This is a genomic window from Mycolicibacterium austroafricanum (assembly GCF_902705885.1).
Lineage (GTDB): Bacteria > Actinomycetota > Actinomycetes > Mycobacteriales > Mycobacteriaceae > Mycobacterium > Mycobacterium vanbaalenii_A.
Genome location: NZ_CACSIP010000001.1, coordinates 1 through 19,316, shown reverse-complemented (window position 1 = coordinate 19,316; position 19,316 = coordinate 1). Strand labels below are relative to the sequence as shown.

The following is a 19,316-nucleotide window of genomic DNA, read 5'->3' as shown; positions in this document are numbered from 1 at the left end:
TGCAGTCTCAAAGCGCCTGGGGGAGCCCGAAAGGTTTGCGCCTGCGTCGGATCGGTTAGCTAGAACTCATGCAGGCGCCGGAGGTTCTTGGCGGACGCTACGAACTGCGGGGAGTCATCGGCCGCGGTGGTATGGCCGAGGTCCGCGACGGCTGGGACATCAGGCTGAGTCGTCCGGTCGCCGTCAAGCTGCTCTACCCGTCGGCGAGTGCCCAGCCGGACACCAAGCGCCGGTTCGCGACCGAGGCGCGCGCGGCGGCCCGCCTCAGCCACCCGCACGTGGTGGCCGTGCACGACTCCGGTGTCCACCACGGCAGGCAGTACATCGTGTTGGAACGGTTACCCGGGCAGAGCCTGGCCGATGTGCTGGCCCGCGGCGGCCCGTTGCCCGCAGAGCAGGTGCGCGCGATCATCCGTGACGTGCTGTCGGCCCTGGGTGCCGCTCATGCCCGCGGAGTGCTGCATCGCGACATCAAGCCGGCCAACATCCTGTTCTCTCCCTCGGGAGGGGTGAAGATCGCCGACTTCGGTGTCGCCAAGAGCGCCGATACGCCGCAGACGCTGACCAACCGGATCTTCGGGACGATGGCCTACCTGCCCGCCGACCGGATCGCCGGACGGTCGGCGGTGCCGAGCGACGACCTGTACGCGCTCGGGGTCGTCGCCTACGAGGCGCTGACCGCCCGCCGGGCCTTCCCGCAGACGAATCTGTGCGCTTTGGCGGACGCGATCTCAGCGGGGCGCACGACGCCGCTGCAGGCCTTGCGTCCCGACATCGACCCGGCTCTGGAGCTGACCGTCGAGCGGTCGATGGCCCGTGATCCACGCTGGCGCTTCGGCACCGCCGAGGAGATGGGCGCCTGCCTGGATCCACCGGCGCAGCAACCCCGACGCAGCGGCGGATGGCTGGCTGCGGCGACAATTTTCACCGTACTCGTGATCGCCGGGTTGCTGGTCGCTGTGTAACGCTGCACAGCCGATCTGACCTGCAGATATACGGCCGCTCACCGACCGGTACCGGTCAGGTAACGATCGGCGCGCCGTATTCATTTTTCTCGCCCCATGCTGTACTTTCCGCCGATTCCACGTATGTTGCAGGACGTGGGCCGGCACTCCGTAGCCAACGAACGGCGCAACCCGTCTGTCTTCGTGGCCTCCGTGCTCGCCCCGGCGGCGTTGTTCTTCATCGTCAAGGGCGACGCGAGTCAGCTCCCCGGGCCTGCCGCGACCACCCCCGTCGCCGCCCCGGCTCCGGAGATCGTCGAGGAGCCTGCGGCGCCGTGCTGCGTCGAGATCGTCGCCTCGCCCGTCACCGGGCCGGAGGCAGCCAGGACGATCGTCCAGGCGAGCGCGCCCGCCCCGCCGGATTCGGTGGTGACCGCGGCGTCGAGATGGCGGGTCGTCAGCCCCACCCTGCCCGCCGGGATCGCGCCAGAGCGTGGCCTGCAGGTCAGGACGATCCTGACCGCTCGCAGCATCAGCGCCGTGTTCCCCGAGATCACCCACATCGGCGGGCATCGCGACGATTCGTTGCCGTGGCATCCCAACGGGTTGGCGATCGACGTGATGATCCCCAACCCGAACTCCGCGGCAGGCATCGCGCTCGGCAACGAGATCGTCGCCTACGTGTTCAAGAACGCCGGGCGGTTCGGCATCCAGGACGCGATCTGGCGGGGCGTGTACTACACGCCGGGCGGCGCGCGGCCCGGCGGCTACGGCCACTACGACCACGTCCACATCACCACGACCGGTGGCGGATACCCCGACGGCGACGAGCTCTACTTCCGCTGACGAGCAGCGTGGTGCTGGTGCCCCCAGCAGGGCTCGAACCTGCGACCTGCGGATTACGAGGCCGAAATAATCTGCTGGCCTATCGGAAATCCGGGATCAAGTTCCGGAACCGCGGCGTGAATTATGACGGAATAGCGGCAGGGCTGGCAAACACTCGGGTGGTTGTGCTTCCCTCGTGTAGGGACGGGGATAAGTTAACGATCGCTCCCGATGATGGAGTGGCCCAAGGGGGTAATGTGACTAACCCACTGCTACAAGAGTGGATGCTGTGGCAACATGCCGCGAGGCTCTCTGAATCGACAGTGACAGAACGGGTTCGGGTCATCGCACAGTTCGATGTCGAGAACCCTACAGGGGCGTTCGCGGCCAGCTCGATCGACGTCATCAAGTGGATGTCGAAACATTCCGAGTGGTCAGCAGCAACGGCTGCCACATATCACTCATATCTCCGCGCCTGGTTTCACTGGCTAAGCATCATGGACTACCGCAGCGAAAACCCGATGATCAAAATTGCCTCCCCGCGCTACCCCGAACGGGTACCACGACCGGTGTCCGACGACGATCTGATCCGGCTGCTCTGCACACCCATGCACCATCGGACACGCGTGATGATTCTGCTGGCCGCGCTCGCCGGGATGCGCGTCGCCGAGATCTCCAAGGTGCGCGGCGAGGACGTCGATGTGACCACACCACGGCTGTTCGTCATCGGCAAGGGCGGGAAACGCGCCTGGATACCACTACACCCCCTGGTGGTCGACGTCGCGCTGACGATGCCCCGACGCGGGTGGTGGTTCCCCGCGAACTCCCGCCGACCCGGCAACCACGTGCACGCCAAGAGCGTCTCAGACATCATCGGTCAGGCGATGCGCCGAGCCGGCGCGCGCGGAACCCCACACAGCCTGCGGCACTGGACGGGAACGACGCTGCTCGACGACGGCGCCGACCTGCGCACCGTGCAGGAGCTGCTGCGGCACTCCTCGGTGGCGAACACCCAGATCTACACCCGGGTGCCCGATCAACGGCGCCATGACGCGATCAACCGTCTGGACCCATTCCGGGCGGCTTGAAGTGCTCGGTGCCCCCAGTCCGGCTCGAACGGACGACCCGCAGATTAAAAGTCTGCTGCTCTACCAACTGAGCTATAGGGGCGCTGGTCACGATACCGATTGGTCGCACAGTTGCGCAGGGCGGGGGAGTGGCGAGTGATGGACAATCCCGACCCCGACTACGACGACGAGCTCTTGCTGTATCTGACGCGCATTCTGGTCGCGGTCAGCCTGCCTGACTGCGAGCGGCCCGAACAGTGCAGTCGGGCCGCTGCCTGATTCGGCGGGTGCAGGCCGTGATTCGGCGGTACGCTCCCGAGCATGAGGGGATTGTCGTGAGGCGCGCGCTGGTCGCGTTCAGCGAGTCGCCCGCGTTGGTGTGGTGGGCGATCGTCGCGTGGACGCTTGCGGTCGTGATCGCGGTGGTCGCGGCGCTGCCCGGCGACGGGTGGCCCTGGACCTGGCTGACCGGCTAGACGCCGAGCACGGCGGCCAAGTGCCGCTCCGCAGGTCCGAGATCGAAAATATGGTGCGGGTCCATGTTGATCAGGAACTGGATGCCGGAGGTGATCGCGGCGAACAGCGCCCACACCACCTGCCCGAATTGCAGGACCAGGCCGAGGAGTTCCTCGGTGATGGAGTCGCGGCCGAACAGCTCGCCGTAGGCGACGAGCTTGATGATCGCGACTTTGAGCTCGCTGGCTTTGACGCCGATCTTCTTGTCGGCGTAGAGGTCGTTTTTGCGGCTGACCTCGGCGACACCGGGGATCGGCTCGGGTAGGCAGTATGGCGACAAGCCCTGGGTGTCGGGGTCGGGTTTGTCCTGGATCCAGGGCGCGACGGTGCCGGTTGGCCGGTTGGGGTTGCCGATAAGCAGGCCGCCGCGGAAGGTGCGCCAGATCGGGTCGCCCGGGTCGCGTTCCATCCAGTAGTGGCACCACGCCATCGCGGCGCGGCTGTGCATCGACACCCCCCACGAGGGCCGTTCGAGCAGCCGTAGCTGCGGTTCGTGCAGCAGCCGATGGATCTCGCGCTTCTGCCCGGCCAGGTCGAACGGGATCGAGTTGTTGTTGAAACCGCCGACCATCTGGATCTGCACCTGCTGGCGAACCTCGAGTGGGCGGGCGGCGAGGTAGTCGGGTCCGGCCGTCATGTTGCCCAGGTGGCCCATGCCGGTCAGCACCAACGGTTTGAGCGCGGCCGGTGCGCCAGCGTCGTCGAGACCCATCTGCCGTTGCACAGCCCAGTTGAACGAACCGTCCTCGGGCACACGCGGCCCGGCTCGGCCGTTGTCGATCTCGGCGTTGAACCGCGGCGCCCAGGTGCGCAGCGCGATCCCGAACTCGACGGTGTACTCGTCGGACTCGCCGAGCCCCTTGCCGTAGCTGTAACGGGACAGGAACCGTTTCGCGCCAGGGATTTTCGGGTGCCGGTCACCGGGCTGGTACGGGGCGGTGTAGGCCATGTCAGATCACCATGCTTTCAGTGCGGCTGCGGTCATGGGGCCGACGATGCCGTCGTCGACGAGTCCGGAGCGGCGCTGGAATTCGCGCACCGCCGCCTCGGTTTGTGTGCCGAAGTCGCCGTCGACGGCGAGGTGCCCGGCGTAGGCGCGGTAGGCGGCCTTGAGTCGGCGCTGCACCGCCCGCACCTGGTCGGGATTGTTACCGGGGCGTCCGCGGTAGAGCAGCACACCGGCGTAGTGGTCGGGGTTGGTGCCCGGCACACCGATCGGTGGCGGCTTCGGGATCGGGGGTTGCGCCACGCCGGTGAGGAACTGGCGGACGCGGCGCAGCAGCTCGTCGACGGGGAAGTTCGGCCCGGGGTCGGTGTGGCCGCCGCCCCACCGTCCGAGGTCGATGTGCCCGCAGATCCCGTCGTGTCCCCACGGCGGGACGTTGCGGCCGCCGATCCACTCGGCGGGGATGCGGTACTTGTGAGACCACCACGCGATGACGTGCGCGCCCCGAGTCAGCTGCACGTCTTCGTTCTTGCCGTCTGTGGCGTCGGTTTCGAGCCACTTGTTCCGTGACCAGCCCGCGTAGCTACCGGCGAAGCAGTGATGGAACGCGTATTCGTTCGCGCCGGCTGCAGCCCAGGGGGCGTCGGTTTCGGCGACAACTTTGAGCACTTCGTGTTCGTCGTTGACGGAGTGGTAGCTGACTTTGCTGGCCGGGTTGGCGAGGAACCCGGCCAGGCCGCGCGCGGTGCGTCCGCCCTCTTGCGTGTGGACGACGATCCAACGGGGGGTGCCCTTGCTGCGGCGGTGCCGGTTCGGTGACCACACGGCACCGGTGAACGGATCAGCAAGAATCGGCGGGGTTTTCGGCTGCTCAGGCGGGGTCGTCGGTGGCCGGTGGTCACCAGGCTCGAGGGCTGCGCCGAGCCACGGAATCGGGTCGATCTTGGTGGCGGGGTTGTAGGCGTGCGGCATCACCGACAGATGCAGGTGCGGCGCGATCGGGTTCTGCGCGGTGCCGCCGTTGGTGCGGCTGTCGGGGTTGATCCGGCCGATGCGCTGCCCAGCGCGGACACGGTCCCCGCGCGCCACTTCGCGGATGATGTGCCCGTACTCGGAGCAGCCGCCGCCCGCGTCGGCGGGGTGATCGACGACCAGCCAGCCCGCAGGATCCGGGCCGCCGTAACCCTGCGCCGCCCCGGCGTGGATCACGGTTCCGTCGGCGACCGCGTAGACCGGCATGTTGGCCGACCCGCCGTCGCGGCCGAAGTCAGTGCCGTAGTGGAATCCGCCGGAGCGCGGCCCGAACGGGCTGGTGACTTTGCGGCCTGCTCCGAGGGGCCAGTACCGCGGTGGGGTCATCAGCAGAACCCGGCGGGCAGGTCGGGGCCGTACATGAGGAGGAGGTATCCGCTGGCGGCGGCGATGACGAGGCCGGCGAGGGCGCCGATGAGGATGGAGCCGCAGAGGCGGGTCATAGGGGGACGGTAGGAGCGGCGGGTGCAGCCACCCGGGGTTTGCGGGCTGGTTACCCGGCGACCCAGTAGGCCGTGTTGCCGGAGCGGGCACGCAGCACCCCGGGGGCTTGGGGGTTGACGTGGTCGTAGTAGGTGTGGGGGTCGCGGAGTGCGTCGAGGATGCGTTGTATCCAGTTGAGGTCGAGTTTGCCGCCGGGGTAGCGGTCGGCGTTGGCCCAGCGGTCGCCGTGGCGGGCGATGTCGTCGGTGCGGTACTGCGTTTCGGGTGTGGCGGTGATGCGGGACCAGTCCCAGCTGAGGGAGCCGACGCCGCGGCCGCCGAGTCGTCGTCGCGGGTTGCCGATGAGGATGATGCGTTGCAGCAGCGCGGGGCTGGGCGCGTCGGGCTGGTCGGCGTGTTTCTCGGCCCACTCGCTCCACACCTCTGCGCCCTGGCTGCTGCAGAGCAACTCGAACGGCCGACCCGCGGCGACCAGCTTGCGCACGTGCTCGTTGAGTCGCATCACACCCGTGGGGATGGACGTGGCGCTGGCCGACTGCGGGTAGTCCACAACGATCCGGTCCCGTTTGGTGGCGTAGCCCTGCAGCGCGGTGTCGAGACGGTCGACCCGGCCGCGGTTCATGCCGCCCAACGTCAGAACCTTCATGCTCGATCACATTCCGCGCTCAGGGTGCAGGTCGGTATGCTCGCCGGTTATGTGGGGGAAGATCGCCGTTCTGTTAGCTGTGCTATTGACGCTGGTGGGGTGCCAGAGGGAGCAGCCCGCCTACGAGTCGCGGTACACCGAGCCGCCCGCGACGACCGTTGCGGAGCGCCCCACCTTCGACGTGACCTCGGTCAATACCGCGCTGTCAGGCACGCAGCCCTACACGGTGTCGGTGCTCGGCGACTCCACCGGCAACTGGATCAACGAATGGGTGCACCTCGTCGCCCAACGCATCGCCGCCGCCTACGAACGGCAGGTCACGGTGCATGACTGGAATCCAGACAGCGGCGAGTACGGCAGGGACACCGTTTACGGGCAGGGCGCCCCGGTGACGATCTGGAATGCGGCAGGCCCCGGTGAGTCAACGCAGTGGTCGATCCAGAACTTTCAGGAGCAGGTGCCCGGGCCGGTGGATTTGACGATCATCAACCATGGACACAACGACCCCAAAGGGGCCGTCTCCGGGATTGACCGACTGATCGGAATGTCGTTCCGGAAGGGCACTGGCGGGGTGGTGGTGTTGACGCAGAACCCGCGCATCGACGAACCCGGCAGGGCTCAACTGGAGGCTGACACCTACACCCAGATCCGCGACGAGTTCAACAACCCCAACCGTGGCACCGTCGTGGTTGACGTGTTCGCCGCGTTCCCTCAAGGCGATGCGCTACTGCCGCTGCTGGAACGTGACCGGGTCCACCCAAATGAGGCCGGTAGCCGGTTGTGGGCCGACGCTGTCGCTACGGGCCTGCAACTCAGGTAGTGCCGCAGATGTAGGGCACACCGCTCTTGGCGCCGACCGCCGAACCGAGATAGCTGGATTGCAGATCGGTTTGCGCGGTCACCAGGGCCGACAACCTGGGGGCGCGGAAGTGTTGATTCCCCATCCCCGCCGGCCCCTTACCCTGCAGGGTCGCCACAGCAGCGCCGGACACCTGCAAGACGGCGTAGGCGTAGGGCAGCCCTTCGGTCAGCGATACCGAACCCGTCAGCGGGACGGTGTACTCGGTGTAGGTGGCGTTCAGGGCGGTGCCGTGAACCGAAGCTGTCACACCTATCTGCGTCAGGTCACCCGTGCCGGGGTCGACCGAGTACACACCCAGCTTCACCAGCGTCGGTGTTGCGGCAGCCGCAGTGGATCCGGTGAAAACTTGAAGGTTGTTGATCGTGATGTCCTGCTTCGCGGTGAAGTAGGCGAACACTGCGATGCCCGTGTTGTTCGACATGAACGCGGTCGAGTCGCAGTACAGCCGATCCATGTTCGCCTCGGCGTTGACCTGGATCTCATTGGAGCCGAACGTCACCGACGATGCCCCCACCTGCGTGATAGGTGGCGACCCGCCAGCTAGGGACGGAACCGACCCGGGCATCAGGTAGATGCGGTCCACGTAGCACGACACCACAGCCGTGCCGGACGCTCTCGGGGACACCCTCACATGCAGAGTGGTGGCGTTCGAGGCGAACGTCTTCGTGACGTACACCCAGCAGTAGCGGTCGCGGGTGGAGGCGTCAACGTCGTTGGTGGTGGACTGCGCGGAGCCGTTGTTGTCCTGCAACGTCACCCGGACGGTCTGATCATTAGCCGCCGGGACGTAGACCCGCACCGCCACAGTCCACGTCTGATTCGCCAACAACCCGTTGATACCCAGCGAGTCGGCCGTCCCGCCCCACTGCGCATACGGCTGCCCCGAAGCCACGTCGGCGGTCAACTTCATCGACCACGGACCCGTCTCCCGAATCGTGGTCTCCTTCGCCGCCACACACGCAGGCGACGACGACATCGAAACCCCATCAGGATTAGTCGACTCCCACGACGTCAGTTCAGGATTGGCGATCAACTGCCGCGCCGGGGGAATCGCGGTCGGTTGAGTCACCACCGACACCCTCATTGCCCGCTCAAACGCGGCCTGGACCAGCGCCGCCCACAAGATCTGACCCGCCACCGAGGGATGAACCCCATCGGCGACAACCAGATCGGCTTCCCAGTCGCCGACGTAGTCGAGGAACGCCTGCAACACGTCGATGACACCCCAGCCGCGCCACTGCGCCGCCCTGGTCACCTCCAGCGCCCGCATCAACTGCCACTCGAACGGGTGCGACGGGGCACCCGAGGAGAAGTCGGTCTTCGGGTTCTGCAGGATGCACACCACACCCGCGTTCGGGTTCACGGCGGCAACCTCGTCAACGAACGACAGATACTTGTTGCGCTGCGCCTGCCGCAGCAGTGCAGTGTCGCCGATCAACCCCTGATTGTGCAGGTGCGACACGGTGACCAGATCCGCGTTCTTCATGATCGCGGCGTCGAACCTCGAACCCTGGAAGTAGCCGGTGTTCGACCCTGCCACGGCGGCGTTCCACACCGTCAAGGTGAATGGCCCGCCCCCGTTGGCGGTGCCGGTGCCGGTCTGCACGGTGACGGCGGTGGCGTAGTCGGCGTCGCCAACGGTGTCCCATAGCCGGTAAAGCACCGTGTACTCGTGGAACTGCGAAGCGAGCCACGCGGTGGTGAGGTACACCCACTCCCACGTCTCATTGCCCGTCGAATCCGACACGGACAGCCATGTCGCATCCGAGACGCCGCGGGTGAGTTTCGACATCAGGTTCCGCATCGCGCCGGATGCGGATTCATCAGCGGCACCGATCGCCGTTCTGGCGTCGGCTTCGGTCTCCGCCGACAGGACGGCCTTCCCGGCAGTCCCTGCCCCAGCAATCCCGCTGACGGTGGCACCCGGCAGCTCAAACGACGGCCCACCCGTAGGCACACCGTCCGACGCGAAAACCACCCCACCCTCACCGTCATCAGCGAGACCGAACGCGCGGGCAGCGAGGTTGTCGTCCACCGCGGGGCCAACGGCGGTCGTGACAGCGCTATCCACGGCGGGGGGCACAGCGGCATCCACAGCCGAGCTCACTGTGTCGGTGAGATCCCCGGACAGCTCGAGCAGTTCAGTCCGCACCGCCTCGGGGAGTTGTTCGCCCGGTTCGGCGGCGGTGTTGATGGCAACGAGCCGGTCAGCCACGAGTTCAGCCCTCCACTTGGCTGGTGTCAGGGATGTAGAGCCCGGAACCGGGAGGGTCCTGCACCAACAACCCACCCCCACCAGGCGGCGGGTTGGCGCTGCTCACAGCGGCGACGAACGACTCCATCCACGGCTCCACAAACCGAAAGCTAAGGACCGGGGGTGCAACTCAGCTCAGCCGTACTCCACCCAATCGACCGCCGGGGAGAACCGGCGGGCACCACCGAACACCCGCGCACCATCCATCCGCATCAACAACGACCGAAACCCCGACCCCACCGACACCGTCGCGCCCGCGTCGTCCCACTCCTCCACGAACGCACCATTCCTGGTCAACGTGTACAAATTCCCCGCGATCGTCAACCTGCCGATATCGCCGGCGTTGAACGACCCGCAATCCAACACCTCCGTATCGGTGCTGGCGACGCGCCGCACAATGCTCAAATGGGAGTTGTCCAACCGCACCCCCACCCCATGCGTCACACCACCATTCGAGCCCCGCGCGAACAGGTCCGTCTTATACGACGTCGACAACCCCGGCGACGAACCATTAGTCGCCACCCGGAACTGCAGATAGCCGTCATCGCCCGGCGCGACCGCATCGTCGAAACGCACCCTGTCCGTGAAATCACCCAACGGGCCGACACCATCAGCCACCGACAGGCGCGCCGTGCCACTGACCACGCACATCGGATACGTCGACGTCGGCCCGTAATGCGCCCACCCCAACGACGTCAAATCCGCCGTGTCGTCGACGTCGAACGTCTGATAGATCGCGGTCTTAGACCACACCAACTTCCCGGCCCGCCGGATCGCCAACACATCCTTCGTGCCGACCCGAACCCCCTGAACCGCCTTACCGAAAACCCGGGCAGGCATCAGTCATCTTCAACGATGAAATAGGTGGTCGACGGGTCCTCCGTCTCAATCGCCGAATGCTCCGACACCGTCAAATACATGAACGTCATCGCGATCGGGGTGCCATCGACTGCGACCGTGGTGGGCACACCGGTGTCCACCTTCGCCGGGGTCACCGCATTGTCGGCGATCTTGCTGGTTCCCACCGCGTCATCAGCCAAGTTCGTCGGCCCCACCTGACCGGCCGCGATATTCGTGGTCTGCACCGCGCCGGCCGCGAGTTTCGCGTTCGTCACCGCCTGGTCGGCCAGCTTCGCCGTCGTCACCGCCCCGTTGTTCAACGTCGACGGCGCAACCTCCGCGATCTCCGCCCGCACCTCCGGCCCGAACTTCGCACCCGCGGTCGCCGCAGGGTCGAACGACGGGAAGAACACATCAGCCACAAACCGAAAGCTAAGGACCGGGGGTGCAGCTACCTCATCGCCGCCGCGAACGCATCGAAGCTGGCCTCCACCTCGCGGCGGTCCTCAAACCCGGCCGGCACCGCCCCCGCAGACGCCGCGTCGTCGCCGTCCGGGTCCAACACCGCCAGCGCGGGCCGTTCACCCGGCTGCGGGCCGTACAGCCGCGCCAGATACGCCTTGCGTTCCATCTCCCCCGCCGCACGGTCCGCGCCCGACGTGATGCCCTGCAACACCATCTTCTCCGTGTAATCCAGCAGGTCATGCATCGACGGCAACGCCGTCAACGGATCCGCGATGCCGTTCTCCCGGATGAACTGCCGAACATCGCGCCAGTGGTGAGCCGTCGTCACACAGAGACTGACGACGGCAAAGTAGGGCGCGCGGTGCCCCACGCCGCCACCGCTTTGGCGATCCTCTCCACAGTGTCGGCGGGCAACGTGCCGTCCATCATGGCCACCAGATACTGGTCGAGGTCCTCGACGTGGGCGCGGAGGAACCGTTTCAGGTGCATCAACTGACTGGCGCGGCTGATCTTGTCGGTGTTCGCCATCGCCAAGTTCGGGACCGCGTTGGGCAGCGGATACCGTGCCCGCACGACACCCACCTCGTCGACGTCGAGGTTGGCGTAGCCGGATTGGCGGGTGTTGTGCTCGGCGTCGCCGAGCATGTCGTGATAGCCGGGAGGCGGATCGAACATGATGGACTCCTCGATGGTCAGGGGGAGGGTTTCGTGCCGGGCAGCAGCATCGTCACGCAGATCGAATGCCCCGACCACACCGGCCGTTTCGACGGGACGAACGCACGCTCACCCGTCGGGCGTGGCGGCGACGACAGTACCGCGATCGCCATCGTCGACGCCGCCCCCGTCACCTCCGACAGCACCGTCATACCGGTTGGCTGTTCCTGGGTGATGGGTGCCTGCGACAGGCCGTGCGAGAAATACGACAGGCACAGCAGCAGCTGCCCCGACCGGTCAATGCTAGGGGCGATGTGCCCGTCGTTGCGTTCCCACCACCGCTGCCGCAGTGACGACGCCACATACCAGCCGTCATCGAGCAGCAGCGACACGTCACGCACCACGATCAGATGGGTGATCTCCTCGGCCGCCAAACCGTTGTGGAACGTGTAAGTCTCGGGTTCGTCGTCGGTGGCGATCCGCAGGAACACCCGCATGTGGATGTCCTGCCAGCCGGCGTCGCGGACATGGATCTGTGTCCACCCCGACTCCTCCGCAACGATGTCGGATAGCAGGCCCCAGTTGTTCGCCACGATCGCAATGATCATGTCGCCCTCAGCTACCCCGGCTGGCACATCCACCACCGTTGGGACCTCGCCGAGCAGACCCGACACCTCACGGGCCGACTCGACCCCCACAATGGTGGGGTTCGGGCGCGGACCGGGGTCGACGATCGTCGGGATCGCGAACAAATCGATGCGGGTGTCGCCGGAGATGAACCCCGACTCCGACGACCCCCCCGGAACCGACGTGTTCTCCCAAAACTCGGTGCGGAACCGCACATCCACCCGGCACCACACCGTGTCACCGGACTCCACCCGGATCAGGCCCGGCGAATGCGGCATGAACGGCGCGCTCGTCGTGTTCTCCCGCTTCTCCGCGATACCGAACTCCGTGCCACCCAGACCGCCACCCGACCCAGTGTTCATGCCCCCACCGGAACGCGACACCTCGAACAGTTCGTAGGCGTCCGCGGCCGGTTTCGACGCTGCCGTCACATAGCCGTGGAAGTCCGCCAGATAGCCGCGGGAACGGGCCTGCAACCCGACCTGCACACCCGAACGGGTCACCATGCCGTGCAACCACTGCGCTTCCGGCGCCGTATTCGTCCACGACACCACCACCGACTGCACCAAGTCGTCCTTGTTCCCGCCGCCCGACGGGGCGTAGGACCGCGACACCGACATCGCCGACTCGGACGCGACCGGCCGGTACTGCATCCACGGATTCGGGGTGATCACACCGGCCGCGACACCGAAATGCTCCGACATCAGGCCGACCCCACCGGCGACGCCAACGCCAGCAGCCGGGACCACCGCGCATACGCTTCCCAGCGCGGCTCAAACTCACTCGGCGTGGTCCACGTGCCGGGGGTTTGGACCGCCGCCAAATAGCGGAAATGCATCGACTCTTTCGGCTCCAACACCCCGATCGGGACGAACGCCTGCGACGCATCACCATCCAAAAACAGCCGTCCGTACCGCAGCTTGTCGGCCTCCACCTCCGGCCGATCAACCTGCGCCCGACCCCCGAACGTGTCCTGAATAACGCTCGGATAGTCCGCGCTGGGCGACGCCCCCACCGCGAACGACCACGCATCGTGAATCACCACCGTCGCCGGCGACTGCGCCACCACCGACCGGGGTGCCCGCAACACCTGCACCAGCAGGTTCTGCGGCGCCCCCGAATTGTTGTAGTACGTCAAATCGCCGGTGATCATCGGCACCGGATCCGGCGCCCGGGAGATCTCACCGTCCTTCGTCGACTCCAGGAACGCCTCCGCGACGATCCGCGGGAACCAGTTGCGTCGCATATCCATGCCGGCCGTCGTCGACAGCATGTTCTCGGAGACACAGAGTTTGATGCTCACCGCGGCACCGCGCGGTGATTCGCGTCGAGGGTGCGCAGCGTGTGCCCACCGGACGGCAGCATCGTGGCGCCGCAGTTCTTGCAGACCCGCGGTTTGGCCGGTTCACCCGAATCGGGCGGCGCGAGGTGCTCTCTCATCCAGAAACCAACTCTCCCTGGGAAGGCATCGCCCAGATTTGGATGCGCGCCCAGTTGGCGCGCGCATCATGCAGCGGCTGATTTCGGTTCGCGTTATCCGACCATGGCGGCGGCGTCCACACGTAGCAGCGGTACCACATGTTGAACAGGGCACCCGGCTCGAGCGGCCCCCACCACTCGTCGACGCTGGTCGTCGGCGACCACGTCCACAACACCCCCGGGTTCGGCTCCGCCACCGAGTTGCTGGACAGGTCCAGCGATGCACCCTGCTGACCGTTGAACGGGCCGGTCGACACCGGAACCGTGGGTTCGGCATCCACGGCGTAGGTCCAGCGGTCCCGGAACTGGATCGCGTTCGGATTCGACACGATGATCGACCGGGACGCCCGAATCACACGGATCAGCAGCATCTGCTCCAGCGGGGAGTCGTTGCGCCAATTCACCTTCTGGTTGATCAGCAGTTTCCCCGGCAGCGCGGTCGTCGAGTACACCTTCCCGTCGCCGGCGGCGAGCGCGCGGACGTCGACGACGACGCGCGGCACACTCCACGGCTGCAGCCGCAACGCCCCGGCCTCGTCGGTCGTGAGGTTCTCCCCGATGCACACATTCGGCTCGGTGTACTCCAAGTACGCCACCCGCCGAAGGCTACGGAGCGGGGGTGATCAGGCCAGCTTCACAATCGACAGGTACGTCAGGACGCCGGCCTCGTCGCCGACAGCGTCGCGGGAGAACGTCATCAGCCGGCCGACCTGCAGCACATCGTCGGGCACACACCGCACGACCCGCAGATCGGCCCAGTTGTTCGAGTTGTCGTTCGTAGACCCGAACATCTGCTTACCGCGGGTGAACTCCGCCCCGTTCACCAGGATCAGAGGGGTGACGTTGTTGGTGTTGATATTGGTGTCCACCTGGATGCGGTGCTCCACCAGGTAGGGGCCTTCCGACCCGACCGTCAGGGCGCCGGTCGCCATGTCGAACCGGTCGGCCAGGTCGTTGGAAATCCAGTGCACGGTGTCGAACAGGCCGTCCGGGTATGCGGTGGGGGTCGCGGCGGCCGGGATCGCAATTTCGTCGGTGGTGGCGCGGAACACCCGCAGGGTCGTACCCGACACCTGCGGTGTGCCGGTGATTTCCGGGTCCGCTACCGGGTCGGGGGTCAACACAACTTCGCGGCCGTCGGTGTTGGTGAGCACCACCCGCCCGGCCGGGTCGCTGCCCATCACGTAGCCGCCGACACGCTGCGTCTGCTTACGCTCCAACGCCCGCAGCCGCTTGTCGAACGACCGGATCAGCTCCGCGGGGGTGTTGGGGCCGCGGCCGGCGTCGCTCACTGATCCACCCCCAGACCGGCGGACAGCAACTCCGGTAGGTCGTCGTTGACGGCCTCCAATTTCACCGCCACCTGACTGACCCCCTGAGAGTAGGTCACCGAAACCTGGTCGAGTTCCATGACGGCCAGCAGGCCGAACGCTTCGACGACGAACCGCGCCGACGGAATCAACTCGCCGATCGTGACCGGCGCGTCCGGCGCCAACACCGCCCCGTTGGGCATCGTGATGGAGTCCCGGACCGCACCGGTGTAACGCACCAGCTGGTGGGCGGCCCGGTCCAGGTTCGACACCCCGAACATCGACTCGATGTCCTTGATGGTTTGCCGGTTCAACCCGCCGGCCTCGACGCGTTTCGTGACGACGGCGTCGGCGCCGCGCACCATCACGTCGTTGAACATTTGCCCGCCCGAGCGGTGCAGCCGGAACGCGTTCTCGCCGACGAAATGGTGCTCGCCGAGCTCGGCCACCGAATCGAACGGTGCCGGCCCCAAGATCGGCCGGCCGGCCACCACCGTCCAATGCAGCTGCCCCACCTCGACGAGGCGGCGGATCGTCTGGTCCAGCATTTCGACCTGGCCGTCCTTGTTCGACGACGCGAAATCGAACCGGCCGCCCCGCGGGTCGAACCGCACCACCGGCCGGGTCTGCAACCCCTGAACTTCGATCATGCCGTCCCACAACTCGCCCGCGATCTGCGCCGGGTCGGCCGCCTCCCACCGTTTCGTGATCGGGCAGCGGGTGCCGCCCGCCCATGTCGCCGCGTCCGACGCTGCGACCGTCATCGCCCGATGGTCGAGGGTGACGTCGACGATCGGGCCCGACCAGTACCGTTCGTCGCCGTCACCGTTCCACACGTCGACCCAGTGCAGCCACGGCGTCGGCAGGTCATCAACCCCCGTCACGGGCGGCAACACCAGGTCGCACGTCGACACCTCCCGCTGCTCCCGCGTCCATTCCATCTGGACGATCCGGTCGCCGCGGAACTGGTACACCGGGACACCCGTGTGGGTGCGGATCGCCACGATCTGCTCATCAGAAACAATGCCCACGGGTCAGGGCTCCCGGTCGGCGAGTGAGAAGCTGACCTCGAACTCGCTGGACGCCGCGGTTTGCACGATGAAGTCCCAGCAGGTTTGCCGGTCGATCAGCGGCGGCCGCCACGGCGCGCCGTGCGGGGTGCCCACTACACCCTTCACTTTGTGGCGGCGCCCGTCGTAGTACGCCCAGTAGCGGCCGGATATGCCGTCCAACACCAGCTCCGCGCCCGCTGGCAGGCCGGAGACTTGCAGCGGCCACCGGTTGTCCTCGCAGCGGATGTCGGTGCCGCAGATCCGCCAGAACGCCTGCAACGTCAAGCTGGATTCGCCGGTGTTGCGGATGATCGTCGTGACCGCCGTCTCTCGGCAGCGGAACGCGTAATCCATCGTCGGGACCCGGTAGGAGTATTTGTCGATCTCCCCGACCGGCAGACAGCCCCCGCACACCGGCGGCGGGGTGTTGATCACCGCGATCTGTTCGGGCACACATTCGGTGGAGAACAGCACCGGCATGTCCAGGCAGGTGTCGGGTTTCGTGCAGTCCGCGGCGTGCACCCAGTTCACCGGTTGGCGGGCGATCTCATCCCAATCCGCGTCGAGCGTGACGGCCGGGAAGTAGGCGTACGGCGACAGGACCGTCAACTCCCACTGCACCCGGAACACGTTGGCCTGCTGGTTGGGGCCGCGGGTGGTGACGAACTGTTCGGTGACGCGCGGCGAACGCGTCAACACCGCGCCGTGCGCGTCCCGCAACAGACTCGCCGGATCCACCCCGGACCCCTGGGGGGACGCCGCCAGATACCTGAGCACACTGTCGGACATGGTGTTGGTGTCGCGCAGCAGGCATGACAGCCACTGCAGCCCGTACACGACGCCCGCGTTGGTGCAGCCGATCAGCAGCGCATCGAACGTGAGTGTGCGGGAGGCGTCGCGGTGCGGGCCCGCGACCGCGCCCGGCCCGGCCATCTGGGTGATCGGGCGTTCCACCGGGGCCGCGCCCCACCCGTCGACCTTCATCACCCACACCCCGCCGAACTCCCCCGACTCGGGCAGCTCCACGCTGTACCACGGCGCCAACTCGGGCCGATACACCGGGTCGTCGAGGAACTCCTGCAAGCCGGGCCACGAATCGTCGTAGGCGACCGTCACGGCGCACGATTCGCAGATCGCGGCCGCCCCCCAGCAGGTTCCGTCAACCACCATCAGGCCCGGCCCGTAACGCCGCGCACCATCCGGGGGGGACCACAGCCCGGGCCGCAGCTCCGTCGACGACCCGGGGATCTCGTACAGGTCGAGGTAGTCGTCGGCTTCAGGCAGGCCGCACGGCCCCAACGTCAACGGGTACAGGCCGTCCTCGTCTGCCACCATGTCGCCGGTGTCGTACAGCAGCGGCGCGTCCTCATCGGTTTCCGGCACATACAGGCCCGACCCGGGGGGGTCTTCGACGAGGACCTGGGTGGGGATCTGGTCGCCGCCGAACATGCCGGCGTCGCTGACTGGTTCGTCGCGGCCGAGGTGCGCCACGACGCGCGACGAGTTGGCGATCTCGATGCCGTTAAGTGAGAAAAAGCCTCTGAACACAGCCGGTTACCGCCCCACCAGTTTCATGATGCTGTCGGCGGCGTCGTCGGCCGCCGCCGGGCCACCGTAGATCTCCTGCGTGAGGTGAACGGTCAGCTGTTTACCGCCGCCGTTGGAGCGGGCGAACTCCCGCAGAGCGCCCGGCAGGTCCTCGAGCGCCTCGGTTTGGCTGGGCGACAGGACCCGTTCGGGGTGGATGGTGTTCTTCAGCAGCACACCCTTGCCGGTGGCGACGCCGCCGGAGTCGAACGTCATGTCCGCGACGCCGGCCAGCCCGGCGAACAGGCCCGCTAGCCCGCCGGACAGTCCGCCGATGCGGGGGGTGAATAGGTTCGCCAGCCACCGTCCGGAGAACAGGCCGTTGACGAGGCCGGGGAATACCCGTTCGATGAGGTCGCCGACGAGGTCGGTCGCGACGGGCGTGATGGCGTCGACGGCGCCGCGCCACACATCCATGCCGATCCCGACGGCTGCCTGACCGCCCGACGAGATCAGCGATGAGACGATGCTGCCCGCGCCGGGTGCCTGCGTGTTGAGCGCCATTCCAGCTGCGCTGGCCCCGGCCTGGATGGCAGTGTTCGCGACCGCCTCGGTGATGGGTATGACGAACTGCTTGATGATCCACTTGATCGTCTCCGAGATCACCAGTTTCAGGATGCGGACGCGTTCGTCGACTGCTGTTTTCTCGCTCGATTGGGTGCGTTCGACCAGGGCGCTGGTGTCGGACATCAGGCGGCCCATCGCGTCGAACGGCGCGAACTCGCCGCGGAACTGACGCACCTCACCCGTGATTTCCTGCAGGGTGTCTCGGGCCTCCAACTCGATACCCACCAGCCGCAGCAGAATCGACACGAGGACGTTGACGATGGTGGAGATGATGGGTATCTGCGACACCCCGAAGAACTCGGCGCCCACCACATCGTTCGTGGAGACACCGCCGCCAGTCGCCATGCGGTGCAGGCCGCCGTTTCGGTGCAGTGCATCACGGAACGCGTACACCCCGGCCTGCCCGCCCAGCGCTGCGACGTCAGGGACGGTCAGCATGTGTTCGCCGGGCATACCGAGGATCGGCACCGAATCTTTACCGGGGATGCCGCCCCAGATCGCGCCGCCTGTCGCCATCCCAGGCGGGCCGGGCAGCCCACCACCGCCGTGCGGCACCCCGCCAGTTGTAGCAGCAGGTGCAGCCGCGGGGATGGCGGCACGGACCGCGTCCGCTATGGGTGGTGCGGCTGCCTGCCCCATCGATTGCCCGATCGCCGACGAAGTCGCCGTTGAGATCGCATCGACGCCGGATGTGACACCGTCCTGTAACACCGGTTTCAGGAGCTTCTCGGTGAGGTGGTCCCGCACTTGACTGGTCACATCGAGCATCTGCTCGTGCTGCGCCTGGAGAACGGCCTGCAGCGAGGAAAAGGTTCGGTCCACCAAACTGGCGGTGTCGGAGAAGATGCGGCCGTCGGCCTGGGTTTTCGGCCCGCCGGTGAACAGGTTCTGCGCGTCCAAACCGCCGCCTTGTCGGCTGTAGTCGCCCACTTGGTAGCCCATCGCGGCTGCCAGGGCCATCGGGTTGCGCTCCTGGAAAAGCCGCCCCAGCTGCACGGGGTCGGTGGGCAGTGGACGGTTCCCGACGCCGAACACTGCATCCACGGCGTTTCCGGCTTGGTCGGCCAGGGGGACACCGGCGGCGTTGATCATGTCACCGACCACGCCGGGCACCTGGCCGCCGCCGCCGGGCCCGGCCACGATGTACACCGGCACCGGCGCCCCGTTGTAGCCGAGCGGATTCCCGCCCGCCCCGACAC

The 19,316-nt window shown here is 66.9% G+C and carries 21 protein-coding genes, 1 tRNA gene and 1 pseudogene; 5 read left to right on the top strand and 18 right to left on the bottom strand.

What is annotated here, in order from left to right:
- Positions 1 to 68 precede the first annotated feature (68 nt).
- The 3 genes from BEMPMBAN_RS00115 (at position 69) to BEMPMBAN_RS00105 (ending at position 2,857) form a co-directional block, all read left to right on the top strand.
- Positions 69 to 965, top strand: a complete 897-nt coding sequence (locus BEMPMBAN_RS00115) for a serine/threonine-protein kinase (protein WP_159228398.1) — start codon at positions 69 to 71, stop codon at positions 963 to 965.
- Between the two features lie 135 nt (positions 966 to 1,100).
- On the top strand, positions 1,101 to 1,790 hold the full coding sequence (locus BEMPMBAN_RS00110) for a VldE C-terminal domain-containing protein (RefSeq protein WP_234897237.1): 690 nt from the start codon (positions 1,101 to 1,103) through the stop codon (positions 1,788 to 1,790).
- Between the two features lie 500 nt (positions 1,791 to 2,290).
- On the top strand, positions 2,291 to 2,857 hold the full coding sequence (locus tag BEMPMBAN_RS00105; protein ID WP_234897236.1) for a tyrosine-type recombinase/integrase: 567 nt from the start codon (positions 2,291 to 2,293) through the stop codon (positions 2,855 to 2,857).
- Positions 2,858 to 2,866: 9 nt separating this feature from the next.
- Here the strand turns inward: BEMPMBAN_RS00105 and BEMPMBAN_RS00100 are convergent.
- A tRNA-Lys gene (locus BEMPMBAN_RS00100) sits at positions 2,867 to 2,939 on the bottom strand.
- Positions 2,940 to 3,171: 232 nt separating this feature from the next.
- On the opposite strand from BEMPMBAN_RS00100, the gene BEMPMBAN_RS00095 reads away from it, so the two are divergent.
- The gene (locus BEMPMBAN_RS00095) at positions 3,172 to 3,312 is read left to right on the top strand and encodes a hypothetical protein (RefSeq protein WP_159228395.1); all 141 of its coding nucleotides are present in this window, start codon (positions 3,172 to 3,174) and stop codon (positions 3,310 to 3,312) included.
- On the opposite strand, the gene BEMPMBAN_RS00090 is transcribed toward BEMPMBAN_RS00095, so the two are convergent.
- From BEMPMBAN_RS00090 to BEMPMBAN_RS00075, 3 genes are all read right to left on the bottom strand, one after another.
- Complete coding sequence (locus BEMPMBAN_RS00090; RefSeq protein WP_159228394.1) at positions 3,309 to 4,301, bottom strand: hypothetical protein; 993 nt, start codon at positions 4,299 to 4,301, stop codon at positions 3,309 to 3,311. The genes BEMPMBAN_RS00095 and BEMPMBAN_RS00090 overlap by 4 nt on opposite strands.
- Before the next feature lie 6 nt (positions 4,302 to 4,307).
- Positions 4,308 to 5,657, bottom strand: coding sequence for a peptidoglycan-binding protein (locus tag BEMPMBAN_RS32420; protein WP_159228393.1), 1,350 nt, complete (start codon positions 5,655 to 5,657; stop codon positions 4,308 to 4,310).
- A 166-nt stretch (positions 5,658 to 5,823) separates the two neighbouring features.
- A complete protein-coding gene (locus BEMPMBAN_RS00075) occupies positions 5,824 to 6,420 on the bottom strand; it encodes a PE-PPE domain-containing protein (protein WP_159228392.1) in 597 nt (198 codons plus the stop codon).
- A 49-nt stretch (positions 6,421 to 6,469) separates the two neighbouring features.
- On the opposite strand from BEMPMBAN_RS00075, the gene BEMPMBAN_RS00070 reads away from it, so the two are divergent.
- Complete coding sequence (locus BEMPMBAN_RS00070; RefSeq protein WP_159228391.1) at positions 6,470 to 7,240, top strand: SGNH/GDSL hydrolase family protein; 771 nt, start codon at positions 6,470 to 6,472, stop codon at positions 7,238 to 7,240.
- Here BEMPMBAN_RS00070 and BEMPMBAN_RS00065 read toward each other — a convergent pair.
- The 14 genes and pseudogenes from BEMPMBAN_RS00065 to BEMPMBAN_RS00005 form a co-directional block, all read right to left on the bottom strand.
- Positions 7,233 to 9,497: an SGNH/GDSL hydrolase family protein gene (locus tag BEMPMBAN_RS00065; protein WP_159228390.1), complete on the bottom strand. Its 2,265-nt coding sequence runs from the start codon at positions 9,495 to 9,497 to the stop codon at positions 7,233 to 7,235. The two genes, BEMPMBAN_RS00070 and BEMPMBAN_RS00065, sit on opposite strands and share 8 nt — an antisense overlap.
- 4 nt (positions 9,498 to 9,501) lie before the next feature.
- Complete coding sequence (locus BEMPMBAN_RS32885; protein ID WP_272952195.1) at positions 9,502 to 9,624, bottom strand: hypothetical protein; 123 nt, start codon at positions 9,622 to 9,624, stop codon at positions 9,502 to 9,504.
- Positions 9,625 to 9,671: 47 nt separating this feature from the next.
- The gene (locus BEMPMBAN_RS00060; RefSeq protein ID WP_159228389.1) at positions 9,672 to 10,376 is read right to left on the bottom strand and encodes a DUF7257 domain-containing protein; all 705 of its coding nucleotides are present in this window, start codon (positions 10,374 to 10,376) and stop codon (positions 9,672 to 9,674) included.
- Complete coding sequence (locus BEMPMBAN_RS00055) at positions 10,376 to 10,798, bottom strand: hypothetical protein (RefSeq protein WP_200845815.1); 423 nt, start codon at positions 10,796 to 10,798, stop codon at positions 10,376 to 10,378. Before BEMPMBAN_RS00055 ends, BEMPMBAN_RS00060 begins: the two co-directional genes overlap by 1 nt.
- Positions 10,799 to 10,827: 29 nt before the next feature.
- Positions 10,828 to 11,169 (bottom strand): DUF7240 domain-containing protein, encoded by a 342-nt coding sequence (locus BEMPMBAN_RS00050; protein ID WP_159228388.1) that lies wholly within the window; start codon positions 11,167 to 11,169, stop codon positions 10,828 to 10,830.
- On the bottom strand, positions 11,166 to 11,516 hold the full coding sequence (locus BEMPMBAN_RS00045) for a hypothetical protein (RefSeq protein ID WP_159228387.1): 351 nt from the start codon (positions 11,514 to 11,516) through the stop codon (positions 11,166 to 11,168). Before BEMPMBAN_RS00045 ends, BEMPMBAN_RS00050 begins: the two co-directional genes overlap by 4 nt.
- A gap of 17 nt (positions 11,517 to 11,533) precedes the next feature.
- Positions 11,534 to 12,871, bottom strand: coding sequence for a hypothetical protein (locus BEMPMBAN_RS00040; RefSeq protein WP_234897235.1), 1,338 nt, complete (start codon positions 12,869 to 12,871; stop codon positions 11,534 to 11,536).
- Positions 12,826 to 13,425, bottom strand: coding sequence for a DUF7172 family protein (locus BEMPMBAN_RS00035; protein WP_159228386.1), 600 nt, complete (start codon positions 13,423 to 13,425; stop codon positions 12,826 to 12,828). Before BEMPMBAN_RS00035 ends, BEMPMBAN_RS00040 begins: the two co-directional genes overlap by 46 nt.
- A complete protein-coding gene (locus tag BEMPMBAN_RS00030) occupies positions 13,422 to 13,562 on the bottom strand; it encodes a hypothetical protein (protein ID WP_159228385.1) in 141 nt (46 codons plus the stop codon). The genes BEMPMBAN_RS00035 and BEMPMBAN_RS00030 overlap by 4 nt, the downstream gene beginning before the upstream one ends.
- Positions 13,559 to 14,197 (bottom strand): DUF7172 family protein, encoded by a 639-nt coding sequence (locus tag BEMPMBAN_RS00025; RefSeq protein WP_159228384.1) that lies wholly within the window; start codon positions 14,195 to 14,197, stop codon positions 13,559 to 13,561. The genes BEMPMBAN_RS00030 and BEMPMBAN_RS00025 overlap by 4 nt, the downstream gene beginning before the upstream one ends.
- A gap of 27 nt (positions 14,198 to 14,224) precedes the next feature.
- On the bottom strand, positions 14,225 to 14,893 hold the full coding sequence (locus BEMPMBAN_RS00020) for a hypothetical protein (protein ID WP_159228383.1): 669 nt from the start codon (positions 14,891 to 14,893) through the stop codon (positions 14,225 to 14,227).
- Positions 14,890 to 15,942 (bottom strand): hypothetical protein, encoded by a 1,053-nt coding sequence (locus BEMPMBAN_RS00015; protein ID WP_159228382.1) that lies wholly within the window; start codon positions 15,940 to 15,942, stop codon positions 14,890 to 14,892. Before BEMPMBAN_RS00015 ends, BEMPMBAN_RS00020 begins: the two co-directional genes overlap by 4 nt.
- A 3-nt stretch (positions 15,943 to 15,945) precedes the next feature.
- Positions 15,946 to 17,511 (bottom strand): hypothetical protein, encoded by a 1,566-nt coding sequence (locus BEMPMBAN_RS00010; RefSeq protein ID WP_234897234.1) that lies wholly within the window; start codon positions 17,509 to 17,511, stop codon positions 15,946 to 15,948.
- A gap of 6 nt (positions 17,512 to 17,517) precedes the next feature.
- Positions 17,518 to 19,316, bottom strand: a pseudogene (locus tag BEMPMBAN_RS00005) (hypothetical protein); the annotation flags it as partial.

Excerpts from the sequence above, each read along its gene's own strand:
- BEMPMBAN_RS00075 (WP_159228392.1), bottom strand. The coding sequence starts at position 6,420 with ATGAAGGTTCTGACGTTGGGCGGCATGAACCGCGGCCGGGTCGACCGT.
- BEMPMBAN_RS00115 (WP_159228398.1), top strand. The coding sequence starts at position 69 with ATGCAGGCGCCGGAGGTTCTTGGCGGACGCTACGAACTGCGGGGAGTC.
- BEMPMBAN_RS00090 (WP_159228394.1), bottom strand. The coding sequence starts at position 4,301 with ATGGCCTACACCGCCCCGTACCAGCCCGGTGACCGGCACCCGAAAATC.
- BEMPMBAN_RS00060 (WP_159228389.1), bottom strand. The coding sequence starts at position 10,376 with ATGCCTGCCCGGGTTTTCGGTAAGGCGGTTCAGGGGGTTCGGGTCGGC.
- BEMPMBAN_RS00070 (WP_159228391.1), top strand. The coding sequence starts at position 6,470 with ATGTGGGGGAAGATCGCCGTTCTGTTAGCTGTGCTATTGACGCTGGTG.
- BEMPMBAN_RS32885 (WP_272952195.1), bottom strand. The coding sequence starts at position 9,624 with ATGGAGTCGTTCGTCGCCGCTGTGAGCAGCGCCAACCCGCCGCCTGGT.
- BEMPMBAN_RS32420 (WP_159228393.1), bottom strand. The coding sequence starts at position 5,657 with ATGACCCCACCGCGGTACTGGCCCCTCGGAGCAGGCCGCAAAGTCACC.
- BEMPMBAN_RS00030 (WP_159228385.1), bottom strand. The coding sequence starts at position 13,562 with ATGAGAGAGCACCTCGCGCCGCCCGATTCGGGTGAACCGGCCAAACCG.
- BEMPMBAN_RS00045 (WP_159228387.1), bottom strand. The coding sequence starts at position 11,516 with ATGTTCGATCCGCCTCCCGGCTATCACGACATGCTCGGCGACGCCGAG.
- BEMPMBAN_RS00105 (WP_234897236.1), top strand. The coding sequence starts at position 2,291 with ATGATCAAAATTGCCTCCCCGCGCTACCCCGAACGGGTACCACGACCG.